Below are 25572 nucleotides of genomic sequence, written 5' to 3'. Positions count from 1 at the left end.
CGGCAAGCCGGCTCCCACAGGGGGCTGTGCATTGCCGGCGAAACGCTCCCGATACAACAGCATCGCATGTCATCAGCAAAAAGGATGCCCCTTCCCTGCCGACCTTGGTCCAGACCACGTGCAGGTGTTTCCGCAGGCGGGGCACGGTATACTGCCGCGCCTTTTTTGTGCCGGCCCGACCAGCCGGCGCCTTGCCAGGCGTTCCTGACATACAGGTGTGCACTGTCGGAATGCCTTTTCGAATGTTCCCGTCTTTAAGAGGAGCGCGCTGCATGACCGTGATCAAGCAAGACGACCTGATTCAGAGCGTCGCCGACGCCCTGCAATTCATCTCGTACTACCACCCCGTCGACTTCATCCAGGCGATGCACGAGGCCTACCTGCGTGAAGAGTCGCCTGCCGCGCGTGACTCGATCGCCCAGATCCTGATCAACTCGCGCATGTGCGCCACCGGCCACCGCCCGATCTGCCAGGACACCGGCATCGTCACCGTGTTCATCCGCGTCGGTATGGACGTGCGCTGGGACGGCGCCACCCTGAGCGTCGACGACATGATCAACGAAGGTGTGCGCCGCGCCTACAACCTGCCCGAGAACGTCCTGCGCGCCTCGATCCTGGCCGACCCGGCCGGTGCCCGCAAGAACACCAAGGACAACACCCCAGCCGTCATCCACTACTCGATCGTCCCGGGCGACAAGGTCGAGGTGGATGTCGCGGCCAAGGGCGGTGGTTCGGAAAACAAGTCGAAGATGGCCATGCTCAACCCGTCCGACTCGATCGTCGACTGGGTGCTCAAGACCGTCCCGACCATGGGGGCTGGATGGTGCCCGCCTGGCATGCTCGGCATCGGCATCGGCGGTACCGCCGAGAAGGCCGCGGTGATGGCCAAGGAAGTGTTGATGGAATCCATCGACATCCATGAGCTGAAAGCCCGTGGCCCGCAGAACCGCCTCGAAGAGATCCGCCTGGAGCTGTTCGACAAGGTCAACCAGCTGGGCATCGGCGCCCAGGGCCTGGGCGGCCTGACCACCGTGCTCGACGTCAAGATCATGGACTACCCGACCCACGCCGCCTCCTTGCCGGTGTGCATGATCCCCAACTGCGCCGCCACCCGTCACGCCCACTTCGTGCTCGACGGCTCCGGCCCGGCCGAGCTGGAAGCGCCGTCGCTGGACGCCTACCCGGAAATCGTCTGGGAAGCCGGCCCAAGCGCTCGCCGCGTGAACCTGGACGCGATCACCCCGGAAGAAGTCGCCAGCTGGCAGCCGGGCGAGACCATCCTGCTCAACGGCAAGATGCTCACCGGCCGCGACGCCGCGCACAAGCGCATGGTGGAAATGCTCAACCGTGGCGAAGAGCTGCCGGTGGATCTCAAAGGCCGCTTCATCTACTACGTCGGCCCGGTCGACCCGGTCGGTGACGAAGTAGTCGGCCCGGCCGGCCCGACCACCGCCACGCGGATGGACAAGTTCACCCGCCAGATCCTAGAGCAGACCGGCCTGCTGGGCATGATCGGCAAGTCCGAACGTGGCCCGACCGCCATCGAGGCGATCAAGGACAACAAGGCCGTGTACCTGATGGCCGTCGGCGGCGCCGCCTACCTGGTGGCCCAGGCCATCCGCAAGTCGAAGGTCCTGGCCTTCGCCGAGCTGGGCATGGAAGCGATCTACGAGTTCGAAGTGAAGGACATGCCGGTCACCGTCGCGGTGGACAGCAAGGGTGAATCGGTGCACATCACCGGCCCTGCGCTGTGGCAGAGCAAGATCGCCGAAAGCCTGGCGGTGGAAGTGAAGTAACGTCTACACCGCAGTAGGAAATAAGCCGCTCCCTTGAGGAGCGGTTTTTTTTGCTCGCAGGAAATTGATGCTGGCTCCTACAGCCAGCAATATGCACCGCTCTCAAAGCGTAATTTCCGACTCAAATGAGGCCTCATCTCCTGCAGAGGCAGACCTCATGAGCAATACCTTGAAAGCCAATCAATGGCTACGCCGTTTCCAACTGGATATCACCTCCAACTCCCGTCGCGTTTATGCCAATGGCCGCCAACAGGTGGAGATCACCGTCACACTCGAACCTCGCAAGGACGAGACGATTTCTCAGCAGAGCCTCGACTCACTGACCTTGGTCCAGATCGATGACGAAGGCAATCCTCGAGTGCTGGATCATCCACACCTGTATGCGCACTCCGAGCGCGACGAGCGATTTGTCTACCATAGCGCTTCCGGCACCGCACCTAGTGCGCTGATGGCGCAATCCCCCCAGTCCATTCGCCGTCGCTTTTATGTGAGCTCGAAGCGTCCTGGTGGCACACTCAGTCAAATTTATGCATTGATCTGGAAGGATGAAGATCATTATTTCGTGACGAATGCCGACCCCTTCAAATCCTCGGTCGTCATTGAGTCCATTGCGCCTGTACCGCCCTCTAATGAGCTCTTCAAATTGAGCAGCGAGCCGGCCCTCACGTACAAGCTCCCAAGTATCAATCTGAACTACTGGGATGATGAGTTCGAAGAATCCGTCAGCTACTTCGGATTTGCCGATCCAAGGACCAGGATGGTCCAAAGCGAGGCGCTGGCCACACCTTCGTCTCAATCTATCTATGAAATGAACAGCTGGGATCACGCATTGATCTCATTCCAACTCACCAATGACTACAGCCAGCACCGCAAGGTGACGGTGTATGAGGTGGGCCAGCCATTCACGTTGCAATCTCCAGAGTCGGACCGAGCCCATCACCAGCGTCCTGCTCACATGCTTATCCATTTGTACGCCAAACGCTTCTATAACCGTCACTACAGCACCTCCCAGACGAAGCGCAGCATCTGGAAGGTGATCGACCAGCATGGCAATGACTATGAAGTCGAGTTCTTCGTCGCAGAAGCAGGTAAACACGTGTCCTTCAAGGTAAGTGCGAGCCAGGCCTGACCTTCCTGGAAACTCGGTGCCCGCGAACAGGGGCACCGACCTCTCCCTGCGACAGGAAACACCCAATGTCTTCGATACATACCCAAGCCAGCAACTTTCTCGACTTCATGAAAACCGGCGTGAACAATCGCACCGGCCAGTTCACCCTAGCGATCGCCCTGCCCCTCCCACCCGCCAACCAGCTGAGTGGGCCGGCGCTCTCGATCACCCTGGCCTTCAGCATGCTGGGCTCAAATGTCAACAAAGGCTACGGACTAGGCTGGACCCTCGGGCTATCCGAACTCGACGGGAACACCCTGAGGCTCGCCTCTGGCGAGCAGTACGCCGTAGATCAAGATGCCTCCACGTTCGCAGCCGATACGCCGCTGACCTTCAGCGATCAAAAACTCCCGACGCTGCGAGTCATCCCACAACACAACGGTGATTTCCGGGTAGACAAGAAGTCCGGAGAACGCGAAATCCTGCGCGAGCAGGAAGACAGTGGACGCTATCTGGTTGAGGAAATGCACTCCCCGGAGGGCCATCGCCTGTTCATCGACTGGGCGCCCTACGGCAATGACGGCCATTTCATTCTTCAGCAAATCAGTGATGAACAGCGCGCGCTGCTGAATGTGGATCAGCTGGAGGACGAAGTCCATCTCATCGTCAACCCGGATACCCCGCAAGCACTCACGTTGCGCCTTGCGCTGAGCAATGACCGACTCAGCGAAATCCACGTGCCTGGCATCCAGCGTCCCTTCGCAATCGAGTATGACGACCTATACCTGGACAATGGCGCTCGCCTGCTGCTGCCCACCACCGTGCACAGCCCGCTGGGTGCTCATGACACCATCAAGTGGGCGACCGGGGCCGACGGCCATCAGCTCCCGGCTGGCGCTCCGTTCTCCCATCTGCCGCGGGTCGAGTCATGGATCCATGGCGCCGGAACATCCAGTACTGAACGGGTGCACCATTACCAATGGGTCGGCACGACTAACTACCTTGGTTTCGGTAGCCAACAGGCATTTATCTGGCAGACAGGGCGGGACAATCTTTACCAGGTCGAGAGCGAGTACAAGTACCAATGCATCGAAACGCTTACTGACGCCAATGGGCGGGAACTTGGCAGCACCGAAAGGATATGGGACCGCTATCACCTGCTGATCAGTGAAATGACGCGTCTGGGCAACCACGAAATCCGCAAGGACACCCACTACGGGGTCGACCCGAAGCTGACCTGGGAACAGCAACCACCTTGCTGCCAGCTACCTCACGAGGTCTCCACCACCTGGGTCGACCATGCCCGGCTCGGCGCCACGCGCACAGAAACAACGACCTATCGTTACGACGATTTCGGCAACATCACCTACACCCGCCACCCGAGCGGCATCGAAGAATTCAACATCTACTATCCAGCCGAAGGTGCAGAAGGTTGCCCGCAGGATCCCCTGGGCATGGTGCGGTCCCTAAAGAAAAAGATCACCAAACCAGCCAACGCCCCTGGCAACGCGCCAACCTTGAGTACGGGCTACACCTACGAATTGCTACCCTCGCTGATCGAGGGGGCACCTGCGCACATTCTGGTTGTCAGTGAACGCTTGCTGGACGAGCAGAGTGATCGTGTGCTGGAGGAGACCCGCCTGTCTTACATCAAGATACCCGGCGTCGCCTACGGCCGCGAAGCCCGAAGCATCACCGAGCTAAACGGCAAAGCCACCACCACCTGCTATCAATACGTAGTCAGCAACGACGAACTGGTCAGCACCACTACTATCTCCGGCTTCGAGAACGACGATGAAAATCGTGCCAGCGATAGCCGCGCGCAGTCTCTGCTAAGTGGCCAGACCACCTGGGTGCGTGACCGCGCCGGCGTCTGCACCCGTCACGAATATGACGCCATGGGCCGCATCACGCGCACCGTTAACGCCGTGGGCAGCCCCTACCAAACGGAACAAACCGCCCGTTATCATCTGAACGACACCTTGGCGCGCACGGATCGCGCCACCCCTCAGGACAACCCGGTCATGGTCGAACAGACCGACGCCACCGGGTGCCGCCAGCGACAGTGGCTCGATGGTGACGGCCGCCTCCTGCGGCAGGAGCGTGAGGACCTCGATCATGCCCCCGGCACCTTCCGCGCAGTCCTGTACAAGGCCTACGACGCCCTTGGCCGCCAAGTCAGCCAGACCCAGCAGGATTGGCTCGGCGAAGACGACAGGGCTTTGGTCACCCTGACCAGCACGACGGCTTACGACAACTGGGGCCAACCCGTGCTCAGCATCAGCCCTGAGGGCATCAGCAACCATCAACATAGCGACCCAATCTCCCTACGCAGTGAGCAATGGCAATCGGCGGGTAAATTGATCGGGCCAAAGCTCGTGGTAATACGCGATACCGCGGGTGCCCCAATCGAGCAGCAACACTTGACGGCAGACGGCAAACTGGTCCGCAGCCACAAGCAGGTGCGTGATGGCCTGGGCAGGGTCATAGAGGAACGCATCGAGGCCGCTGGAACCCCCTCCATCATCACTTTTACCGAGTATGACCACTACGGACGCGTGACCCAGAACACCCAGGCCGATGGCACCCGTCTGTCCTGGACATTCGCCGCCCACAGCGATGCCGAGCATATCGAGTCCATCACCGTCACCCCTGCAAAGGAGCACCAGCCATGACCGCCGAATCGTTCGAAATAGGGCGCCAGAACTACGACGGCCTGGGGCGTCAGCGGTCGGTCAGCGTGGCCGGCCGCACCACCCGCTATCACTACCAGCCGGGCCAATTGCCACCAACCGCCAATACCTTGCCCGACGGCAAACGCGTGGCGTACACCTACGAGCCTCAGTTGGGCAATGCTGTGCTGGCCATCCAGGTCGATGGCAAAGCCAGCGAACGCCTGAACTATCACAAACAACTCTGCCGGCCATTTCAGGCCATTGGCACACGCGACGAACAACAATGGCATTTCGCCCCATCCGGCCAGATGATACGTGAGAGCTGGCTAGTGGACGGTCAGAGTCACAGCACCCACTGGCGTCATTCGCTGCTCGGAGAACCACTTGGATTCACCGATGTTGCCGGTGTCAAACATCAGCGCACGCATGATGAGTTCGGTCGGCTCTGTCGTATCCAGGCCGGCGAGGTGTACAGCACATTCTCCTACGATGCTTTTTCACGCCCCTCGAACATCACCACCCAGGATCTGGTCAGCGGCAAGACCCTGAGCAAATTCCTGGAGTACGACAGTCTCGGTCGGGAGACCCGGTGTACTTTCAGCGTCAGCGAAGCAGGACAGAACCACACATTTGTCCAGACACTGGCTTACTCCAATCTGGATCAACTGGTTTCCCGCACCTGGGAAGAAGCCGGCCAGCAGGCACAGGAACACTTCACCTACGATCTGCGCGGCCGCCTGGTGCATTACATTGCCAATACTGACGCGGCCGCGCAGGATCCGTTCGGCAATGCAGTCGCCGAGCAGCGCTTCACCTTCAACGCCGTGGATGGACTACGCGAAGTACTCAGCACTTTCGCCGACGGCAGCACTGACATCGCCACCTTCCGCTACGCCGAAAGCGACCCGACACAAATCATCTCGATCAGCCACACTCATCCCAGTTGGCCAGCTGAGATCAAACTGACCTACGACGCCTGCGGCCGTGTGGTCAGGGACAGCCTCGGTCGCCAGATGACCTGGAACAACCAGGACCGCCTGGCCAGCGTCAGCTACTTGGGAAGCACCTGCCAATATCGTTACAACCCTAGTGGCCAACTGTGCGACCGGGTAATCGACGACAATCTCACTCGCAGTTTCCACAGCAGTTCACAACTGACCCATGAACAACAGCAGGGTGAGCGCCTGGAACTTGTCGGTGATGGCACGACCCTGTTCGCCGTGAACCGGGTAACAAATGGGATACGCCAAAGCATTCTGCTCGGTTGTGATGGTCAGGGGAGTGTCCGCCTGGAGGCCGGAAGCGAGGTGCAAAGCCGCCGCTACACCTGCTATGGAGCCGAACCCCGACACGCCGGACAGACTCCTTTTGGCTATTGCGCCGAGCGCCACGAACCGCTTACCGGCTGGATCATCCCAGCGGGTTATCGCCCCTACGATCCATTGCTGATGTGCTTCCTGGCCCCTGACAGCGAAAGCCCCTTTGGCCGCGGCGGCATCAACCCGTACGCGTATTGCGCAGGTGACCCGATCAACCGCTCCGACCCTGATGGTCACAGCTGGCAGAGCTGGGTCCTGGCCGGCTCCAGTATTGCCATCGGCGTGATCGCTACCGTCGCCAGCATGGGTACCGCACTGCCCGCCCTTCTGGCCGCTGGAGGGCTCAGTGCCAGCGGAGCGATGGCAGTCGCCGCGGCCGCATTGAACACGGTTTCCCTGGCGACCGGGGTGGCGGCCATGGCCATGCAAATCAGTGGCAAGGATGAAAATGCCGCCAGCATTCTAGGCTGGATCTCCATAGGCACCGGCGCCGCGAGCATGGTGACCGGCGCGATGCTCAGCACTGGAGCCTCACGACTGAGCGGCATGCGTTTACCGGGTCGGGGGCAAAAGATAGCCGACAGAGGCAGACGTAACGCCACCCGTTCATCGCCGCAAAGTGCACCTGTGCGATCGGCGGGCAAAAGCGAAGCATTGTATGAACAATGGGTGAACGGTCGCCCCACCCATGATGTGGTCTGGCACGAGCGCTTCCTGGGCCGCTACAGGGCACTCGAGACCCATGGCGCAAGCAATGGGCAACTCATGAATGCCCAAGGCAAAATGGTCGATCCGGTAAAATTGGCAGTCAAGGAAATCGCACCGAGGCTCCAAGGAGTCGATCCGGCGGAACCGTTGTTCCTGGTCGCCTGTGAGGGCGGTTCAAGCGGGGCAGCACAGAGGCTCGCCGATATCCTGCGGCGCCCGGTTTATGGCTACGACAAGGTGATTGCTGTCTATGACCTGAAACCTTCGCAAACCTTCGCCCATTCGAATGTCTGGACCACCGCCCCCACGCACAAAATCCCGTTCATGCGTCGTCTCATGGGAGAACGAAGCGCCTTTTCCGATCACCCCAAATATGAGCATGCGACGGGACGGTTCTATCATCCCAGCTGAAGCGCTGAACCCGTTGCGTTCGAGCGGCGCCAGCTAATCAAGCCAAGTGAAACCTGGAACAGCGACGGCCCCGCGCGGAGCCGTCGTCGTTCACACAGGTAGCCCCTTGAGCCAGAACGACAGGACCTTGGTCGACTGTTCCTGCTCGTCGAGGTCACGCCAGTGGTGGACCGTGCGTAGCGACGGCTCCTGCAGGAAGCCGCGATTGCGCCAGAACCCTTGCAGCGGCTTGTAATCCACCGGCCGCTGCGGGTGCCCGGCCGGGCGCTCCACGGTACAAAAGGCGCACGCCTCGAACTCGACCAGCTTGTGGGCATAAGACTCACGCTCGATGAAAAAGCGCACGCCCAGGCCCTGGCCGCGATAGGCCGGTAACAGGACCGATCCACCGAAATAATAGACCGATGCCGGATCGCGTCCCTGGCTCAGGAACGGCTGCTGGAACTCGGGCATTTCGTCCACCAGTGGCAGGCCGGTAGCGGCTCCGACCAACTGGCCGCCGTCCAGTGCCAGCACCACCAGGCTACGCCCCGAGTCGGCGTAGCTGGCCAGGTGGTTCACTTCATGCGCCAGTGAACCGTCGTAAAGGTAGGGGAACTCGCGAAACACCGTTAGGCGCAAGCGCGCGAGCTCATCGATGTAAGGCGCGATGGCCGCGCCATGCAGCAGGCGTATTTCCATGCGGGTCGGGCGTCCTGTCGATGACTATGACTGGGATCCACCCTAGCATCCGCCCTGCCCCACGGCCTTTCCCCTGCGCGACAGGTACTTCTCCGTGACCGCTACAAATGCTCGGCCCATGCATGAGCGGTCTTGTGTCGCAAAAAGCCGCAAAGCGGCCTTGGCGTCCCCTGGGACTGCTGCGCAGCCCTTTCGCGACACAAGGCCGCTCCTATAAAGCTAAACCGAGTCGATCAGGAAATACGGGTTCCCAGCACTTTCAGAAATGCTGCCAGCCACCCCGGATGCGCGGGCCAGGCCGGCGCCGTCACCAGGTTGCCGTCCACATGCGCCTGGTCCACCGCGATATCGATGAACTGCCCACCCGCCAGACGCACTTCAGGCGCGCACGCCGGGTAGGCACTGCACTCGCGCCCTTCCAGTACCCCGGCCGCAGCCAGCAACTGCGCGCCATGACACACCGCGGCAATAGGCTTGCCCGCATGATCGAACGCCCTGACCAGTTCCAGCACCTTGTCGTTCAGGCGCAGGTATTCCGGCGCCCGCCCGCCCGGGATCAGCAAGGCGTCGTAGCTCTCGGCGCGCACCTGGACGAAGTCGTAGTTCAGGGCGAAGTTGTGTCCGGGCTTCTCGCTGTAGGTCTGCTCGCCCTCGAAATCGTGGATCGCCGTGCGCACCGTCTGCCCGGCGATCTTCTCCGGGCACACGGCATGGACGGTATGGCCGACCATGGCCAGGGCCTGGAACGGCACCATCACTTCGTAGTCCTCCACATAGTCGCCCACCAGCATGAGAATCTTCTTCGCCGTCATCGCATCCACTCCATCGGTTGTCTCGGAACAGTTCCAGCACGATAGTCTGCTTTGCGTGACGGCGATATACGTCACTAGTCGCGGCGATCCAGCAGATTGGCCACCAGCCGGTCCAGCCAGCCCCACAGGCGCTGTTGCACCCGACGCCACAGTGGACGGGCATGCCAGCGCGCCAGATCGACCTCCAGGCTCTGGGCGAAATCGCGCTCGAAGCTGGCGGCGACAGCAGCACTGAGCGGCGGATCGATGGCTTCTACGTTGGCCTCGAGGTTGAAGCGCAGGTTCCAGTGATCGAAGTTGCACGAGCCAACGCTGACCCAGTCGTCCACCAGCACCATCTTCAGGTGCAGGAAGCACGGCTGGTACTCGAAGATCCGCACCCCGGCACGCAGCAGCCTTGGGTAATAGCGGTGCCCGGCATAGCGCACCGCCGGGTGGTCGGTGCGCGGGCCGGTGAGCAGCAGGCGCACGTCGATGCCCTTCTGCGCGGCCCGCCGCAGCGAGCGCCGCACGCTGAAGGTCGGCAGGAAGTACGGCGTGGCCAGCCAGATGCGCCGCTGGCCGCTGTTCAGGGCGCGCACCAGCGCATGCAGGATGTCCTTGTACTGGCGGGCGTCGGCATAGGCTACCCGGCCCATGCCCTGCCCCTGCGCCGGCACCTGGGGCAGGCGCGGCAGGCCGAAGCCCTCGGGCGGGCGCCAGGCGGTGCGGCGCTGGTTGGCGTGCCACTGGCGGTCGAACAAGAGTTGCCAGTCGGTGACGACCGGCCCCTCCATGCGCACCATCACTTCGTGCCACTCGCTGGTGTCGGCTTCAGGTGTCCAGAACTCGTCGGTAACCCCGGTACCGCCGACCACCGCCCAGCGCTCGTCCACCAGCAACAGCTTGCGATGATCGCGATAGAGGTTGCGCAGGCCCCGGCGCCAGCGCAGGCGGTTGTACCAGCGCAGCTGGACACCCGCCGCCAGCAGGCGCTCACGCAAGGCGGAGGTGAAGGCCAGCGAGCCATAGTCGTCGAACAGGCAACGCACCCGCACGCCACGCTGCGCGGCCTGCTCCAGGGCCTCGACCACCGCCTCGGCGCACGCCCCGGCCTCGACCAGGTAAAGCTCCAGGTCGACCTGATACTCGGCACGCACGATCGCCAGGAGCATGCGCGGGAAGAACTCGGGGCCGTCGATCAGCAGTTCGAACTGGTTGCCATCCCGCCAGGGGAAGACCGGCCCCGGCATGTCAGCGGGCGGTGAAGATCAGCACCGCGCTCACCGGCACCGAGGGGTTGATCGACTTGAGCCCGGCCAGCTTGCGCAGGTTCTCCAGGCCCGGCAGCAGGCCGAACTCCGAGGCGCGCAGGATCAGTGGCTCCAGGGTCACCACCTGAAAACGCCGCTCGTCAAGGCGCGTGGCGAGCAGCAGGGTGTTGTAGCTGCGGGTCTGGCCGTGCAGGGTCACGCTCACCGGCAAGCGCAGCTCCAGCTGCGCGCCGTTGGCCAGGTCGTTGATCGGGCGCAGGTCGATCTGTGCCTGCACCGTGGCCTCGGGGAACTGCTCGAAGGCGAACAGGCCGTCGCGCATGCGCTCGTCACGCAGCGGGATGCCGCTGCTGATCGAGTCCATCTCGATGCTGACCTCGGCCGCGCCCTTGCGATCGACCTTGCCATGCAGCACCAGGAAACGGTTGACCTCGGCGATATTGCCATTCTTGCCGGTGACGAAGGACAGGCGCGAGGATTCGCCATCCAGGTGCCAGTTGGCATGGGCGGGCAGGCACAGGGCGAGCAGGAGGGCGGGCAGCAGACGGGACGGCTTGAACATGTGAAATCCTGTGAATCAAGGCCGTCAACCTTACCCGCACGGTTTCACGGCAGCAAGCGGCAGCCTTCGCGGTTGCCCTGCCAGGCCGCCTGGTTGCTCCGACCAAGACCCTCGGCAGTGACCAGGCGCCGGGGGCTGTCCTCTTCCAGCAGGCCCAAGGGCAGGTACTGGCGCACATAGCCCCGGCAATAGGCCTCAGGGAAACCCATCACGAACCGGCACGAGCAGTACTCTTTCGCCGAGTAGGCCGAAAGGATACCCGGGAAGTCCGCCAACGCCTGGCGCTCGTACCAGGCCCAGGCAGACAGGGCCAGTAGCAGCAGGAGCACTACCCGCTTCATGCGCCCTCCCCGGCCACGGCGGCCAGCACCCGTTTGAGCAGTTCGTTGTGGCTGAAGCTGCCATCGCGGTCATCGGCGTAGCGCACGATCACCAGCTTTTGCGTGGGTAGCACATAGAGCGCCTGGCCCCAGTGGCCGAGTGCGGCGAACGTATTGCTCGGCGCATCCGGCCACGGCACCGGCTGGCCGGGCAATGGCCGGTTGAGCCACCAGTGCCCGCCGGGGTTGGCTTCGCCCGGCACAGGCTGCGCGGCGCTGAACAAGGTACGGTTGAACGCCACCCACTCGGCCGGCAGCAACTGTTGCTCGCGCCAGCGCCCTTCACGCTGCATCAACAGGCCGATGCGCGCCAGATCGCGAGCACTGAGATAGAGGTACGAGGAGCCCACATAAGTGCCCGCGCCATCACGCTCCCAGACAGCGCTGTCGATCCCCAGCGGGGTGAACAGGGCTTGCCAGGGATAGTCGGCATAGCGCTCAGGCGCGAGCATGCCGCGCAGGCTGGCGGCCAGCAGGTTGCTGTCGCCGCTGGAGTAGACGAACTGCGTGCCGGGCGCACGGGCGGCGGGCCTGGCCGCCGTGTAGGCGGCCATGTCGGTGCGGCCACGGGTGTAGAGCATGGCCACCACCGACGACTTCAACGGCGCGTATTCGTAATCTTCCTGCCAGTCCAGGCCGCTGGCCCAATGCAGCAGGTCGGCCAGGCGCAACGTTGGGTGCGCCTGCAAGGCCGGGTAATAGCGGGAAGCCGGATCTTCGAGCTGGAAGCGCCCTTCGCCGTAGGCAACGCCCATGACCGTGGCCAGCACGCTCTTGCTCACCGACCAGGTCAGGTGCGCAGTGTCGGCACGGGTTGGCTCGACGTAGCGTTCATGGAGGATGCGCCCGTCGCGGATGATCAACAACGCATCGGTGCGAATGCCGCCGCGCTCGGTATCGCGTGGTGCGAAGGCGTAGGTGTCTACAGCTTGCCAGTCGATGAGCGTGTTGTCGACCGGCCACTGCGCCGCAGGCCAGTCTTCGGCCCAGGCTGGAACTACAGCCAGGGCAAAGGCAAGGAACAGTGACTTCATGGGAGGCCTGCGTGGAGGTTCAAAGACCATCCAGCCTCTCAGGCTTTCATGACAGTCCGGCGGCACTCCAGGCCTTGGCCAGGCGCTTGTCACGGGCGGCGCCGGCCAGCGCCAGCAGGCCCTGGTCGCGTTGCCACAACTGTGCCCAGTGCTCCGGCCCTGCGGCCAACGCCTGGTCGATCTCGCCCCGCAAGTCCTGGAACTGGGCAAACAGGCCTCCCAGCAGCAAATGGCAGGCCAAGCTGTCCGGGCATTGCCGGCTGCCCTCGGCGCACCCGGCGAGCAGGCCGATCAGCTTCAGGCGCAGGGCCTGCGGCCAGGCGCACTCCTGGGCAACGCCATGCAGCCAGGCCAACAGCGCGGCGAGCACATACAAGTCCTCGAGAGAGCGGAACGGCTTGACGTAGGCATCCCAGCCATCACCGGCCAGCAACTCGCACGCGGCGTCCTTGAGCTGCAGGCGGCCATGCCCCACTTCGGGCATCAACGGCAGGGTCGGCAAGGCCTCGAGACTTACACCGGGCTCACCCGGATAGACCACCGCCAGTTGCAAGCGCGGCGCCTCGCCCGGTCCTTCGTGGCGCGCCGCCACCAACAGCCATTCAGCATCCAGCCCAGCGGTGACGAAGTCCTTGTTGCCGGTCAGGCGCAGGCCGTCCAGACGGGTGTGCATATCCGCCGGGCGCACGCTGCGCCGCTCGGTGGCACACAACGCGCCCAGGCTGGCCGGCGCGCTGGGCCACAGCACCCGCAGCGCCGCCTGGTAGCCGAGCAGGAACGCCAGCCCGGGAGTGGCCATGGCGCGCCCGCCCAGCACCGCCAGCTCGAACGGCATTACCGCGCCCAAGCGCTCGAGCACCGCCGCATAGGTTTCCCCCAGGGTCGCCGCCAGCGGGTGGCGCAAGGGGTCGTTGAGTCGTTGCAACCAGGCCATCGCAAGCTCCTTTCAGGGGTGTCACGCAAGCATCACCAAAGATTCACGGGGGTGACACCGGGCGTACCTAGGCTGACTTTGCACAACAAAGCCGACCGGCCGCAACCCTTTGGCTGGCTTATGGAGACTCACGATGACCCGGATCGCTCGCTCTGGCGACACCAGTACTGAACGCCGTCTGCAAGCCGAACGCCTGGTCGGCGCCGCGGCCCTGCAGGAAGCACAGGCCCTGCGTTTCAAGGTGTTCAGCGCCGAATTCAAGGCCAAGCTCAAGGGCGCCGAACACGGCCTGGACATGGACGACTACGACATCCACTGCCGCCACATCGGCGTGCGTGACCTGGCCACCGGCCAGCTGGTCGCCACCACCCGCCTGCTCGATCACCAGGCCGCCAGCAGCCTCGGCCGCTTCTACAGTGAAGAGGAGTTCAGCCTGCACGGTCTGTTGCAGTTGCAGGGCCCGATCCTCGAACTGGGCCGTACCTGCGTCGACCCGGCCTACCGCAACGGCGGCACCATCGCCGTGCTCTGGAGCGAACTGGCCGAAGTGCTCAACGAGGGCCGTTACAGCTACCTGATGGGCTGCGCCAGCATCCCCATGCAGGACGGCGGCGTGCAGGCCCACGCGATCATGCAGCGCCTGCGCGACCGCTACCTGTGCACCGAGCACCTGCGTGCCGAACCGAAGAACCCGCTGCCCAGCCTGCCGCTGCCGAACAACGTCATCGCCGAAATGCCACCGCTGCTCAAGGCCTACATGCGCCTGGGCGCGAAGATCTGCGGCGAGCCGTGCTGGGACGAGGACTTCCAGGTCGCCGACGTGTTCATCCTGCTCAAGCGCGACGACCTCTGCCCACGCTACGCCCGTCACTTCAAGGCGGCGGTCTGATGCCGCGCCTGCGGGCCGCTGCCCGCCTGCTGCGGCTGTTCCTGATACTGGCCCTGGGGCTGGCCATGGCCAGTGTCATCGCCTTGGGCGAGCGTATTGGGCTGAATGCCTCGATAGAACAGCGCCAACGCTGGACTCGGATGTTCATGGGGCGCCTGGTCGCCGCCCTGCCCTTCGAAGTGCAGGTCAAGGGCGAGCTGCCGCAACAACCAATGCTGTGGGTCTGCAACCATGTGTCGTGGACCGACATCCCGCTGCTGGGCATGCTCACCCCGCTGTCGTTCCTGTCCAAGGCCGAGGTGCGCCACTGGCCGCTGGCCGGCTGGCTGGCCGAGAAGGCCGGGACCCTGTTCATTCGTCGCGGCGGCGGCGATGCACAGCGCCTGCGCGAGCAGATCAGCGAACAATTGGGCGAACAACGCCCCCTGTTGATCTTCCCCGAAGGCACCACCACGGACGGTCGCAGCCTGCGCACCTTCCATGGGCGCCTGCTGGCCGGGGCGATCGACCAGGCCACGCCACTACAGCCTGTGGCAATCCAGTACCTGCGCGCGGGCCAGCCCGATCCGATCGCGCCGTTCATTGGCGAGGACGACCTGGTTTCCCACTTGATGCGGCTGTTCGCGCAAGACCGCGGACAAGTGCTGATCCACCTGTTGCCGCCAATCGGCAGTGCGGGCAAGGAACGCGCGGTACTGGCTTTCGAAGCGCAACAGGCGGTCCATCTGGCGCTGTTCGGCGCCGAGAACGTCGAAGTGGCGCTGAGGCGACAGGCTCGGGCAGCTTGAGTCCGCGATTGCGGACTCAAGCCGATTGCTGTGCCCGGGCAAATGCCTGCAATTGCGGATAGAACTCGCGAAAGTCCGCCAACAACGGCTCGTACAACCGCTCCAGTTCCACCATCACCCCTGCCATCCCTTCAGGCCGCGACAGGCGCCGGGCAATCCCGGCAAACACCTGCTCCAGGGTGGCGAAATCGCCATACGCTCCCAGCCAGTCGTCCGCCGCCATCAACGGCGCGATGCGCGCCAACCGCCCCGGCAACTCCGGCTCGGCGAGCAATACCTTGTAGAAATCATCGGTGAACTGCGCCAGCGGCTGCTCGGCATACGCCGCCCAGTGCCGCGCCAGGCAGTGGTCGAAGAACACATCCACGACGATCCCGGCGAACCGCCGCCGCTCGCGCGGAAAACGCGCCAGCGCCGCCAGCACCAGTGGGTGGCTGTCGGTGTAGCGATCGATGTGTCGGTGCAGCCGAATAGAAGCCTCCAGCGCAGGCGGGAAGCGCCCCGCAAGCTCGCCCTTGACGAAATCGCCATACAGGCTGCCAAGCAGTTGCTGCGGCGCGGAGCCGCCCAGATGAAGGTGCGCGAGATAATTCATGGCGCCAGTCTAGCACCGCTGATAGCTATATCGTCACAAGACGATATAGCTATCAAGACTTGCCTTATGACCACTTCATATTTGTATATCGCGATGCAGCGATTTATATTTCGTTTCATCGCGATATACCGCTACACGCCACGAGCCCAACCATGCCCATCGATTTCGACGAAATAATAAAAGCCCTGGCCCACCCGGTCCGGCGAGACATCCTCAACTGGCTGAAAGACCCGGCCGCGCAGTTCCCCGAGCAGCACCACAGCACCGAACACGGTGTGTGTGCAGGGCAGATCGACCAACGCTGTGGCCTGTCGCAGTCGACCGTGTCCGCTCACCTGGCCACCCTGCAGCGCGCCGGCCTGATCAGCAGCCAGAAGATCGGCCAATGGCATTTCTTCAAACGCAACGAGGCGACCATCAAGGCGTTCCTCGAGCAAATGAGCCAAGAGCTCTGACCTGATCCAAGCGAGGCTTCACACATGACTACGTTGTTCGACCCGATCACCCTGGGCGACCTGGAACTGCCCAACCGCATCATCATGGCCCCGCTGACCCGTTGCCGCGCCGACGAAGGCCGCGTGCCCAACGCGCTGATGGCCGAGTACTACGTGCAGCGCGCCAGCGCCGGCCTGATTCTCAGCGAAGCGACCTCGGTCACGCCAATGGGCGTCGGCTATCCGGATACCCCCGGGATCTGGAACGACCAGCAGGTGCGCGGCTGGCACAACGTGACCAAGGCCATCCACGGCGCGGGCGGGCGCATCTTCCTGCAACTGTGGCACGTCGGGCGCATCTCCCACCCGTCGTACCTCAACGGCGAACTGCCAGTGGCCCCCAGCGCCATCCAGCCCAAGGGTCATGTCAGCCTGGTGCGCCCGCTCAGTGACTACCCGACCCCACGCGCGCTGGAAACCGAAGAGATCGCCGACATCGTCGAGGCCTACCGCAGCGGCGCCGAGAACGCCAAGGCCGCCGGCTTCGATGGCGTGGAGATCCACGGCGCCAACGGCTACCTGCTCGACCAGTTCCTGCAGAGCAGCACCAACCTGCGCACCGACCGCTATGGCGGCTCGCTGGAGAACCGCGCGCGGTTACTGCTGGAAGTGACCGATGCCGCCATCGAGGTGTGGGGCTCCGGCCGCGTGGGCGTGCACCTGGCGCCACGGGCCGATGCCCATGACATGGGCGACGCCGACCGTGCCGAGACCTTCACCTACGTGGCACGGGAGCTGGGCAAGCGCGGCATCGCCTTCATCTGCTCGCGGGAGAAGCAAGCCGACGACAGCATCGGCGCGTTGATCAAGGCGGCGTTCGGCGGCCCGTACATCGTCAACGAGCGCTTCGACAAGGCCAGCGCCAATGCCGGCTTGGCCAGCGGCGAGGCCGATGCGGTGGCCTTCGGCATTCCGTTCATCGCCAATCCCGACCTGCCAGCGCGCCTGGCCGCCGATGCACCGCTCAATGTGCCGCATCCGGAGACGTTCTATGGCAAAGGTCCAGTTGGGTACATCGACTACCCACGGATGTAAGCGAATGCTGGGCCTGTAGGAACAGGCTCCAGCAAGTGGATGCCGGCGGGCGATCAGAAGTTGTAGCGCAACCCCAGGTTGACCCCGTACGGCTGCTCGATATGCTCGCCATTGCTGTACTGGAACTCGCCGTGCAGCTGCAGCACTTCCGAGACCTGCGCCACCAGGCCCACCGCCACCTCGCCACGGGTGCCGGACAGGTCGTTGGTGAAGTGGTTATCGTTGATCTTCACCTTGTTGCTGTTGATGAACTCGTGGGCCGCCGCAACCTTGAGGTACGGCTGCAGGATGCTGCCGTTGTCCAGCGCCAGGCTGCGCCCGACCTGCGCACCGACCTTGCCGAGCACCGAGTTGGCGCCATCGCTCTGGGCGCGCATGCCATTGTCCAGCGTATAGCTGTCGTCATCGACCCACAACGTGGACAGCTGGGTGAACGGCTCGACATACCAGCCATCGCCCATTTTGAAGTGCCGCCCGACCTCCACCGAGGCCCCGAGGCCGTCATTGTGATACTCACCCTTGGTCTTGTGACCATCGCTCATCACCACGTCGTTGCGATTACGGAAACGGTTGTACTTGAGCACGGCATCAACGTAGTACCCATTGTCGGCCATCCAGGTGCTGTAGGCACCGACGTAGTAGCTCTTGACCTTGCCCGATGAACCGAGGCTGAAGTCCAGGTCGGACTCGCTGTAACCGCCCATTACCCCGAGCAGCCAGCGCCCGCCGTGGCCCGGCACCGCGCCGTCGGCACCGAAACTCACGCCGTTCTGGTCCTGCTGGTAGGCCACGGCGTTGCTAGCCGAAAGGTTGTAACGGTTACCGTAGCTGCGCATCCAGATGCCCTGGCCATGCCCCAGGCGTAATTCACCCATGCGGCTGCGCAACGAGGACAGCTCGCCATACCAGACGGTCGGCGCGGCACTGAACATACCCAGCACCGCGCGGGCGCTCGGCGTCACTATAGGATTGCCGCTGTCGTCGAACTTCTGCACCAGGTACCAGTTGTCCTCGCCCTCGCCTTTTTCCAGGGTGTAGGTGTAGGTACCGAAATCGATATCGTGCAGCAGGCCGAAGGCCGCATCACCGCCACCGACTTCGACGATACGGTGCGGAGCCTGCCCTTTGACCGGATCGGCGCCGGTGCTGGCAATGCTCAGTTGATGATTGCCCTCTGCCACACCAGTGACTTTCAGCAGATCGCCGGTGCCGCTGGCCAGGTCGATGTCCATCATGAACACGCCCGAACCGTTGAGGCTGTCGAGCGTCAGCGTCTTGAAGCCGGCCGTGGTATCGCGGTCGGTGAAGTCGACGGTGCCGCCGTCCAGCACGAGGTCACCCACCTGCGCATCCTGGGTCATGGTCCAGCGGCCACCGCTCTCCAGGGCCAGGCTCTGCACATTGACCAGGTTGCCCCTGAGCGAGGCGTTGTTGCGCAGGAGCAGGTTGGCGCTACTGCTGTCATCGACCACCACATCGCCTGACAACTGGCTGTTATCGGCGGAGAAATCGGCGGTCATGCCCCCGGTGACCTCAAGGATGGTGCCGTTGCCGCCGACCAGTTCGCTGCCATTGTTTACCTCGATGGTTGCCGTGCCGGTGGTCCCGTCAAAGGCAGCCCGAACCAGTATGGCGCTTCCGGTTTCGCTCATGACCTTGGAACCATCCAGCGTCACCTCCGAACCGCCACCTCCGTCGGCAGCCCGGTCCTGAGTGACATTCAGGCCATTGATCTTACCGCTGATGACGCTACCGCCGGTGGCGATCAGGGTTGAGCCATTGAGGTAGGCGCCCATTTGCCGGGTGCCGGTCAGTGTGCTGCCGACGAGCCCAAGCACGCTACCGTGGCTGAGTGCCGTGCCGCTACCGCCACTGATCGTGCTGCCCTTCGCGACAATGGTGGAGGCATTGATCCCACTGACCCCGTAGCCGGACGCTCCGGCGGTGACCGTCGCTCCGTCGAGTGCCGCGAGGGTGCCTTCGCGCATTGCAATGCCCGTTCCCCCACCGGAAGCCGTTACCTGCCCACCGTTCACTGCGACGGTCGAACCGCTCGACGCGATGATCTCCCTAGTACTACCACTGGCCGTGACCACCAGGTTCGATCCATTTTTCAGGTTGTAATTTTCAGAAACCGGCGTACTCACCTCTTCATCCTGACCATCGAGATCCTTCGCCTCGGCCAGCCCCGTCCCGGCCATGGCACTGAACAGGCCCACCGCAACACTCAACGGCATCGCTGAAATCATCGATTTCATATTGCTCTCCTGTTGATATCGTTAACCGAGCGGTGGGCGATCGGTCGATCTCGGCACCGCGAAAAAGAGCGCGCAGTGTCGGCAAGAAGCCAAGGAACTTCTGTAGGACTTTTCTTCAAACGAGCGAAATACGCCGAATTTTCCTAGTCGGGCTGAAAGCTCGAAGCTGGCGAAAACTGTCTGGTTTCAGGTTTGCTCGGGTCCACGAGGAAGGAGTAGTTGGCGAATACGGTTTTCCTGCGGTCGGCCTCAGCCCAGGCCTTGTCGACGAGGACCAGGAAATACCGACCGTCCTGGTAGACCTCAACGGTTGCTTTCCTGTACTCACCACCTTCAACCTGCCAATGGATGTCGATCTTGTCGTTGGCCTTGATGCCGTCGTAGCGCAGGGAGAACTTGGGCGCCTTACCGCCGAACGACATGTACCGCGGCGCCTGCAGATCGTCGCGTTCTTGCGGGCACACCTTTAGAGCAAGTGCATCGGAAGGTTCTTCGTCCCCGCCTTCAGCCGGCTTGACCAGGTAACTGACCGACACCGTCTTGCCGATGGAGTCCATCAGCACGCCAATGGGCACCTCGAACACCAGCGCAGCCGGCTCCGTGACCCTCCTCCAGGGCGACTGATAAGTGAGACCCGTACGTTTGAGTATCGACTTGCGCACCCAGCTGACGACGCGTGCCCAAATCCTGCGCTCGCCCTCCTCAACAACCCAGCGAACGGCAACCTCCTGGCTTTCGTTCATACCGAGGTATTGGGCCACGGTGACCTTCACATGGGTTGCATCAATGAAGTCGCGATGAAAATCCAACTGGTCCTTGTCGTCACCAGATGCCTTCTCGACTTCCGGTCGGCGCAATACCTTGGCTATTTGCCAGTGGCTTACTGGTGAATGGGATTTCGCCCCGCCCGCAGTGACCAATGTGTAGTACAGCCTCAGGTCGCCGCCCCGTAATGCTTCGACCCTTTCCGTGAACACCACATGCTTGACGGCGCCGACATCATCGACCACCAGCGGCCATTTGTGGTTGTCAGGCTTGCCGACACCGTTAGTCCCCTTCCACACGAGCAACAGACGATCACCTGCCACCATGTGCTTGTAGGGTTGGATTTGCACAGTGGCACCCGATTTGGGCACGTCCCGGGGATCAAGCCACCCCCCCTGAGCCTCGACGATCTCGGGCGCCTGGAGCACGAAGGTTCCGGTCACCTCGACCGTATAGGCGTCTGACGTGCGCCAGGGCGCGCCGCTGATGCGATAGAGCATCGTGGCGCTGCCCTGCAGTGCCTGCGCCGCGTGGCTGTTGTCCAGCTCGAACTCCAGATCAGAAGCGAGATTTTCCTCCGTCAGCGTTTCGATTTTGTAACAAACTGGAGGCAGTAGGGTGCCATTGGCGGTAAGACCATCCCAAATCAACTCCAGCGTCTTGCCAAGCCAGGCGGAGTCGGGCGTGACGATGACCTTGACGGGTGCATCGCCCAGCGTATTGAAGTCGAGCTCATCGCGCTCATTGACGCCCTCTACCTTGGGCGCAGGCAGCGTCTCAGTAAGGCGCAGGGTCAGTGAATCATGGGCAAGCGAGACCACGGACACATTGCCTGTAAGGTCTTGCACTTGGTAGGTGAAGCTGATCGGGATGCTGTCGAACAAGGCCTGCAAGTTCGTCAACGATAGAGTGACCTCGGTGGGATCGGTCTCGCTCTCGACCTCGAACGGGCCTTCGATCACCGACTCGACACCGTCGGTGATGGTGAGGATGATCTGATCACCCAACTGCTGACCGACGTAACCACTGACGCTTATCGTAAGCTTGCCGCCGACGAAATCGGACTCAAGGATATGCCCTCGCGCCTCCACGTCGCCAGGGAACACCACCTTGGCCAGAGCCCCTTCCGAGCCGCCTGGTGCCTGCCTGTCGATACGAACGTAAACGTCTTTCTCGGCGAATTCCCAGTCATCACTGCCAAACTGCCGGGCCCCGTAGCCAAGCAGGAATCGTTCGTCCTTGCCTATGGCGACGCTATCCCAGCAATCGGGAGGTATAGCGAGGATGAAAACAAAGTCGGGCTCGGTAGGAGGATTCGCTTCATCCTCGGTGACAACATGATAGGCCCCCTCTGTATCCTCAAGAATAACGCCATCCCATTTCAGTGCGATGACGTTGCCAGCGCCGACATGATCCCACCAAGGTACTCCCACCATGAGGGGCTCCTCCTGCCGTTCGACAGGTAGGAGTTCGGCGTTTCCATGACCGTCTTCCAGCAAATCGACAACCAGATCCGGGAGTGCGAGCGTCCCAGTTTCAGTAGCTCCTGCCATGCGCTCACCCTCCACGGATCGTTGTCTCTTGGCTTGTCGAGGTGGCAATCAACTGCCGCGTTAGCGTCGCTTCCGGGCGCTGGAACGCAGCTCAGGGAACGGGCAGGAGTCTTCGCTTGGTTTTCTGATCGCTACCAATGTGCGGCGTGGACTAGACGCCTTTTCCCCAACTGCGTTGTATGCGACATAGCTAACCATCGCGGAGCCCAGGCAGACCTTATAAGCCCACTCCTCAGCGATCGTGCCTGTGATCTCCCCACGGGCCAGATCTTCGGAACTGAGTTTATGCTCAGGGACCTCCGGCCCAGATGCATCGATCGGGTTGCCAGGGTCCGCGCCCAAACCATCATCCGCCGCGAGATGAATCTTGATCCTGTCGTTCTCCTTCGCCCCCTTAAAAAGCTTGATGCGAAACGGCACGCCATTCTTGGCAGCAGTTCGGTCGATCGCGCCACGGCTATTGAGGCGAGTAAATTCAAGGGCATCAAGATCATCACCGTCGCCTGGCAGGTCTCCGGGGCGAGTGACCTTGACATCTTTAAAGCGGGGGAACGCAGGGTTGTCTTCAGTGTCGGGATCCGCATCAAAATCACGGCTGACGGTATAGGTCGTTGGCACCTGGCCACTGGGCAAGTCATCCAGCCAGTCCGGGTCCAGGTCGCGTACTACGTTTTCATCGGCTGCTGCTTCGGCTGCGGTCACAGGGGGAAGAAGAACGTGGACGTTGACGAAGTTGTTATCGGCGTCAACCGAGTCGCCGAAGACAAACCCCAGGTTGTCACCTTCCTGCAACAGACGGCTGCCAGTCGAATCGTCCCAAGGGATGCTCAAGGTGGCCCCTCCGCCCGCAACAAAATCCTCTGGCGTTACTTCATTATCCTTGCCCGAGACCTTGCCCGTCAGAACCGCCTGTTTCAGCTTACCGTGCCCCGGATTTTCCGGATCAGGGTCAAGCCCGCCAGGCAGTCGCAGGTCAACATTGATCACGTTCGGGGTCGCTGTTTCGGCGATCTTGTAGCCTGCGCGCCACAACTGGTAGCCGAGGTTGACCGCACCGTTCTCCGGGCCACGACTGGTAAGCGCATACGACAATTTGATCGGCAACAGATCACCTACAGGTGGTGGAAACGGTACTGTGTGTTTTTTGGACTCTTTCCCGTGCCACAGCACGACAATTTCGTCTTTCTCGTGAATGCCTGTAATCTCCGGTATCACAACTTTAACCCCTGCCCGGGCATCCTTGTCGAGCAACAACTGAGGCGTTGCCTCTTCATCGCCAAACCTCGGAACTTTCAATTTATCAAGCGCGACCGGGACATCCTTCAGAAAGAGCTTCAAAGTTTTATGCGGCACGGAAGTAACGGAAGAATTACCAGCTCGGTCCGTCACGACATATGAAAAGGTGACCAACACTGCATCTGCCAACTCGTCAAATGCCACCAATGGCAACTGCACGTCCGTCGCATCACTACTACTAATAACCTTGGCTTCCAGTGGCGGGCTCGTTTTTGGGCCATCAGTGATGGTCACGGCAATCGCGTCATGTTGCCGCTGCGTCGTATATCCCTGAACGGTTGCCTTCAACACATCTGCAACAAAGTCCGATTTCAGAATATATCCCCTGGCCTCGATTGCATCAGAGAACTTTATCTGCGCCAGGGTACCCGCACTCCCCCCTGGGGCATGCTTGTCGATCCGCACTGGCCGACTGGGGGCATTGACCCAGTCATCAGAGCCGATTTGCCTGACTGAATACCCCAGCATGGCCGTTCTCTCCGTTCCTGGGAGAATGGCATCCAGGTGCTTGACGGGCACTGAGAGATGGAACCTGAATGTATTATCTGCAGCCTCCCCCGGAAGTACATCGTGCCAGGAGGTGTTCTCATCATCATCATCCAACAACCGCTCCCCATCCCAAAGCAGAGCGATAGTCTGACCTGCCACCGCGTTTCCCCAAATAACGACTTCCGTTGCCAGGTTATTGCCCTGCTCTGTTACGGGCAGAACTACGCCGGGTGTTCCCGGGACGGCATCGGGATCTTCCGGGATCAGAATGGGAATTTCCAACGGATTATAGGTATCCACCAAGGGCACGCCGCGGGGATACACAGCCACGGAGAGATTTTGGAGTACCCTTGATGATTTACGAAGTTGTTCACTGTCTTGAGCGGACACAGGCTTATTCATAAAAATCTCCCGAACCGATACACTCCAAGAAACAAAGAACCACGCATCTATAATCGACCATCAGGCTAGTACGACCACCCAATCGACTATATAGGTCTTCACACTCGACCTTTACTTTTAGTACTGTCGACGTGCTGTAATAGATTTAACAAACCTGGAAACATTCGGCACCTGGCAAAAATGCTAGGTGGCAGGCTACGCGTGTCTGTAGTTGACAGGAGGCACGCATTGAGAGGGCTATTCGATCCACTGCATGCCTGAACACTCCACTCAAACATATCGTGGCGTTCGCGAGTACAGTGCTAGGCAGCGCAGATACATTGTGGGAGCGGGCTTGTCGGAACGCCGCACTGCGGCGCAAGCCCGCTCCCACGCTAGTGATGCTTGCAACGCTGCGCCCTTTGCGACAGCGCAGTCCGGAAGGCTGAGCGATCTGCTATAGGGCTCCGTCACATCAGGAAAAGACGTACCGGCAGGCAAACAGCTACCTGGCTCACGGGCGTGTGTTGATCTGCTGCTGCAGGTTCTGGATCTGGCTCTGCAGCGTGCTGATGTTGCGCGTTACCTGCCCGCGGAAGGCATCGAATTCCTGCACCGAGGCGCCGCCGGCCGTGGGCGCCGGGCGATTGTCCACCTGGCTCTTGAGCACCAGCATATCTTGCTCCAGGCTCTCGATGGCGGCACTCGGGTTGCCCTGTTTCTTCAAAGCCGCCACGTCGTTGCTCAGGCTCTTGAGCTGGCCATCGAGCTTACCGCCATCCACCTGCCCCGACTTGAGAGCAGCCAGCTCGGCATTGACGGCCTTGAGTTGCGCCTGCAACTGGCTTTGCAGTTCGGTGACGGCCTTCTGCTGTTCACGGGTATCGGCCAGCACCTGTTCAAGGCGCTTGCCCAGGTCTCCCGCCTGCCCGGCGACGCCCAACTGCTGCTTGCCCTGCTCGGCCAGGGAAGCCTGCAACTGGCGAATCTGCAACTTCAATGCCTCGCTGCCGGTACTGTTGCTGGATTCACTGGCATCGACCTTGCCGCTGATCACCTGCAGGCGCCCGGCGGCCTCTTCACTGATACGGGCAAAGCTTTCCTGGGTCGCGACCAGCTGTTGCTCCATCAGGGTGATCTGCTGGAAGCTCCACCAGCCAAGCCCGGCCAGGGCGATGAACGAGGCGCCCAGCAATGTCCACAGCGGGCCATTGCTACGCGGCCGCACCGCCTTCTGGCGGCTACGGGCCACATGGGCAGGCAGCAATTCATCGTCATCAGGGGTGCCGGCACGAAGGGTCGGCACATCATCGAAATCATCGTGGGCGTCGTTACGCATGGGTGCATTCAACCGCG

At 61.9% G+C, this 25572-nt stretch carries 20 protein-coding genes; 8 read left to right on the top strand and 12 right to left on the bottom strand.

Going from position 1 to position 25572, the window contains the following annotated elements:
• The first annotated feature begins 272 nt into the window (after positions 1-272).
• The 4 genes from ACODS9_RS06985 to ACODS9_RS06970 all read left to right on the top strand — a co-directional run bounded on the left by ACODS9_RS06985 (position 273) and on the right by ACODS9_RS06970 (position 8017).
• Positions 273-1796: a fumarate hydratase gene (locus tag ACODS9_RS06985; protein WP_046856937.1), complete on the top strand. Its 1524-nt coding sequence runs from the start codon at positions 273-275 to the stop codon at positions 1794-1796.
• 157 nt (positions 1797-1953) lie between these two features.
• On the top strand, positions 1954-2925 hold the full coding sequence (locus tag ACODS9_RS06980; RefSeq protein ID WP_401104603.1) for a hypothetical protein: 972 nt from the start codon (positions 1954-1956) through the stop codon (positions 2923-2925).
• Positions 2926-2990: 65 nt separating this feature from the next.
• Positions 2991-5579: a hypothetical protein gene (locus tag ACODS9_RS06975; RefSeq protein ID WP_489093578.1), complete on the top strand. Its 2589-nt coding sequence runs from the start codon at positions 2991-2993 to the stop codon at positions 5577-5579.
• Positions 5576-8017: an RHS repeat domain-containing protein gene (locus ACODS9_RS06970; RefSeq protein WP_489093577.1), complete on the top strand. Its 2442-nt coding sequence runs from the start codon at positions 5576-5578 to the stop codon at positions 8015-8017. Before ACODS9_RS06975 ends, ACODS9_RS06970 begins: the two co-directional genes overlap by 4 nt.
• A 90-nt stretch (positions 8018-8107) precedes the next feature.
• Here ACODS9_RS06970 and ACODS9_RS06965 read toward each other — a convergent pair whose 3' ends face one another.
• From ACODS9_RS06965 to ACODS9_RS06935, 7 genes are all read right to left on the bottom strand, one after another.
• Positions 8108-8698, bottom strand: coding sequence for a GNAT family N-acetyltransferase (locus tag ACODS9_RS06965; protein ID WP_401104610.1), 591 nt, complete (start codon positions 8696-8698; stop codon positions 8108-8110).
• 233 nt (positions 8699-8931) lie between these two features.
• A complete protein-coding gene (locus ACODS9_RS06960; protein ID WP_489093576.1) occupies positions 8932-9510 on the bottom strand; it encodes a DJ-1/PfpI family protein in 579 nt (192 codons plus the stop codon).
• 74 nt (positions 9511-9584) lie between these two features.
• A complete protein-coding gene (locus ACODS9_RS06955; RefSeq protein WP_489093575.1) occupies positions 9585-10742 on the bottom strand; it encodes a phospholipase D-like domain-containing protein in 1158 nt (385 codons plus the stop codon).
• A 1-nt stretch (position 10743) separates the two neighbouring features.
• Complete coding sequence (locus tag ACODS9_RS06950) at positions 10744-11325, bottom strand: YceI family protein (protein WP_023632820.1); 582 nt, start codon at positions 11323-11325, stop codon at positions 10744-10746.
• A 44-nt stretch (positions 11326-11369) separates the two neighbouring features.
• Positions 11370-11666: an amidase gene (locus ACODS9_RS06945; protein WP_401104622.1), complete on the bottom strand. Its 297-nt coding sequence runs from the start codon at positions 11664-11666 to the stop codon at positions 11370-11372.
• Positions 11663-12739, bottom strand: a complete 1077-nt coding sequence (locus tag ACODS9_RS06940) for a serine hydrolase domain-containing protein (RefSeq protein WP_401104624.1) — start codon at positions 12737-12739, stop codon at positions 11663-11665. The genes ACODS9_RS06945 and ACODS9_RS06940 overlap by 4 nt, the downstream gene beginning before the upstream one ends.
• A 46-nt stretch (positions 12740-12785) precedes the next feature.
• A complete protein-coding gene (locus tag ACODS9_RS06935) occupies positions 12786-13673 on the bottom strand; it encodes an acyl-CoA dehydrogenase middle domain-containing protein (protein ID WP_489093574.1) in 888 nt (295 codons plus the stop codon).
• Positions 13674-13806: 133 nt separating this feature from the next.
• Between ACODS9_RS06935 and olsB the strand changes: the two genes are divergently transcribed.
• Positions 13807-14562: an L-ornithine N(alpha)-acyltransferase gene (gene olsB, locus ACODS9_RS06930; protein ID WP_046856944.1), complete on the top strand. Its 756-nt coding sequence runs from the start codon at positions 13807-13809 to the stop codon at positions 14560-14562.
• On the top strand, positions 14562-15350 hold the full coding sequence (locus ACODS9_RS06925) for a lysophospholipid acyltransferase family protein (RefSeq protein ID WP_401104630.1): 789 nt from the start codon (positions 14562-14564) through the stop codon (positions 15348-15350). The genes olsB and ACODS9_RS06925 overlap by 1 nt, the downstream gene beginning before the upstream one ends.
• A gap of 16 nt (positions 15351-15366) precedes the next feature.
• On the opposite strand, the gene ACODS9_RS06920 is transcribed toward ACODS9_RS06925, so the two are convergent.
• On the bottom strand, positions 15367-15945 hold the full coding sequence (locus ACODS9_RS06920) for an acyl carrier protein phosphodiesterase (RefSeq protein WP_401104633.1): 579 nt from the start codon (positions 15943-15945) through the stop codon (positions 15367-15369).
• Between the two features lie 152 nt (positions 15946-16097).
• Here ACODS9_RS06920 and ACODS9_RS06915 point away from each other — a divergent pair, with 152 nt between their 5' ends.
• Both ACODS9_RS06915 and ACODS9_RS06910 read left to right on the top strand, forming a co-directional pair.
• Positions 16098-16400, top strand: a complete 303-nt coding sequence (locus ACODS9_RS06915; protein ID WP_401104636.1) for an ArsR/SmtB family transcription factor — start codon at positions 16098-16100, stop codon at positions 16398-16400.
• A 24-nt stretch (positions 16401-16424) separates the two neighbouring features.
• Positions 16425-17474 (top strand): alkene reductase, encoded by a 1050-nt coding sequence (locus ACODS9_RS06910; RefSeq protein ID WP_489093573.1) that lies wholly within the window; start codon positions 16425-16427, stop codon positions 17472-17474.
• 53 nt (positions 17475-17527) lie between these two features.
• On the opposite strand, the gene ACODS9_RS06905 is transcribed toward ACODS9_RS06910, so the two are convergent.
• The 4 genes from ACODS9_RS06905 to ACODS9_RS06890 form a co-directional block, all read right to left on the bottom strand.
• Complete coding sequence (locus ACODS9_RS06905) at positions 17528-19732, bottom strand: autotransporter outer membrane beta-barrel domain-containing protein (RefSeq protein WP_489093572.1); 2205 nt, start codon at positions 19730-19732, stop codon at positions 17528-17530.
• A 143-nt stretch (positions 19733-19875) separates the two neighbouring features.
• Positions 19876-22050, bottom strand: a complete 2175-nt coding sequence (locus tag ACODS9_RS06900) for a hypothetical protein (RefSeq protein ID WP_489093571.1) — start codon at positions 22048-22050, stop codon at positions 19876-19878.
• Between the two features lie 60 nt (positions 22051-22110).
• Positions 22111-24237 carry a hypothetical protein gene (locus ACODS9_RS06895; protein ID WP_489093570.1) on the bottom strand — a complete coding sequence of 709 codons (2127 nt, stop codon included), beginning with the start codon at positions 24235-24237 and terminating at the stop codon, positions 22111-22113.
• A 493-nt stretch (positions 24238-24730) separates the two neighbouring features.
• On the bottom strand, positions 24731-25555 hold the full coding sequence (locus ACODS9_RS06890) for an ATPase (protein ID WP_489093569.1): 825 nt from the start codon (positions 25553-25555) through the stop codon (positions 24731-24733).
• Positions 25556-25572: the final 17 nt, after the last annotated feature.

It is taken from the genome of Pseudomonas sp. FG36, from assembly GCF_057809275.1.
This window is presented reverse-complemented; position numbering and strand designations above follow the sequence as displayed.

Coding starts and splice junctions, on each gene's coding strand:
- ACODS9_RS06920 (WP_401104633.1), bottom strand. CDS start 15,945: ATGAATTATCTCGCGCACCTTCATCTGGGCGGCTCCGCGCCGCAGCAA.
- ACODS9_RS06940 (WP_401104624.1), bottom strand. CDS start 12,739: ATGAAGTCACTGTTCCTTGCCTTTGCCCTGGCTGTAGTTCCAGCCTGG.
- ACODS9_RS06985 (WP_046856937.1), top strand. CDS start 273: ATGACCGTGATCAAGCAAGACGACCTGATTCAGAGCGTCGCCGACGCC.
- ACODS9_RS06895 (WP_489093570.1), bottom strand. CDS start 24,237: ATGAATAAGCCTGTGTCCGCTCAAGACAGTGAACAACTTCGTAAATCA.
- ACODS9_RS06975 (WP_489093578.1), top strand. CDS start 2,991: ATGTCTTCGATACATACCCAAGCCAGCAACTTTCTCGACTTCATGAAA.
- olsB (WP_046856944.1), top strand. CDS start 13,807: ATGACCCGGATCGCTCGCTCTGGCGACACCAGTACTGAACGCCGTCTG.
- ACODS9_RS06965 (WP_401104610.1), bottom strand. CDS start 8,698: ATGGAAATACGCCTGCTGCATGGCGCGGCCATCGCGCCTTACATCGAT.
- ACODS9_RS06910 (WP_489093573.1), top strand. CDS start 16,425: ATGACTACGTTGTTCGACCCGATCACCCTGGGCGACCTGGAACTGCCC.
- ACODS9_RS06950 (WP_023632820.1), bottom strand. CDS start 11,325: ATGTTCAAGCCGTCCCGTCTGCTGCCCGCCCTCCTGCTCGCCCTGTGC.
- ACODS9_RS06970 (WP_489093577.1), top strand. CDS start 5,576: ATGACCGCCGAATCGTTCGAAATAGGGCGCCAGAACTACGACGGCCTG.
- ACODS9_RS06935 (WP_489093574.1), bottom strand. CDS start 13,673: ATGGCCTGGTTGCAACGACTCAACGACCCCTTGCGCCACCCGCTGGCG.
- ACODS9_RS06915 (WP_401104636.1), top strand. CDS start 16,098: ATGCCCATCGATTTCGACGAAATAATAAAAGCCCTGGCCCACCCGGTC.
- ACODS9_RS06955 (WP_489093575.1), bottom strand. CDS start 10,742: ATGCCGGGGCCGGTCTTCCCCTGGCGGGATGGCAACCAGTTCGAACTG.
- ACODS9_RS06980 (WP_401104603.1), top strand. CDS start 1,954: ATGAGCAATACCTTGAAAGCCAATCAATGGCTACGCCGTTTCCAACTG.
- ACODS9_RS06925 (WP_401104630.1), top strand. CDS start 14,562: ATGCCGCGCCTGCGGGCCGCTGCCCGCCTGCTGCGGCTGTTCCTGATA.
- ACODS9_RS06905 (WP_489093572.1), bottom strand. CDS start 19,732: ATGAAATCGATGATTTCAGCGATGCCGTTGAGTGTTGCGGTGGGCCTG.
- ACODS9_RS06900 (WP_489093571.1), bottom strand. CDS start 22,050: ATGGCAGGAGCTACTGAAACTGGGACGCTCGCACTCCCGGATCTGGTT.
- ACODS9_RS06890 (WP_489093569.1), bottom strand. CDS start 25,555: ATGCGTAACGACGCCCACGATGATTTCGATGATGTGCCGACCCTTCGT.
- ACODS9_RS06945 (WP_401104622.1), bottom strand. CDS start 11,666: ATGAAGCGGGTAGTGCTCCTGCTGCTACTGGCCCTGTCTGCCTGGGCC.
- ACODS9_RS06960 (WP_489093576.1), bottom strand. CDS start 9,510: ATGACGGCGAAGAAGATTCTCATGCTGGTGGGCGACTATGTGGAGGAC.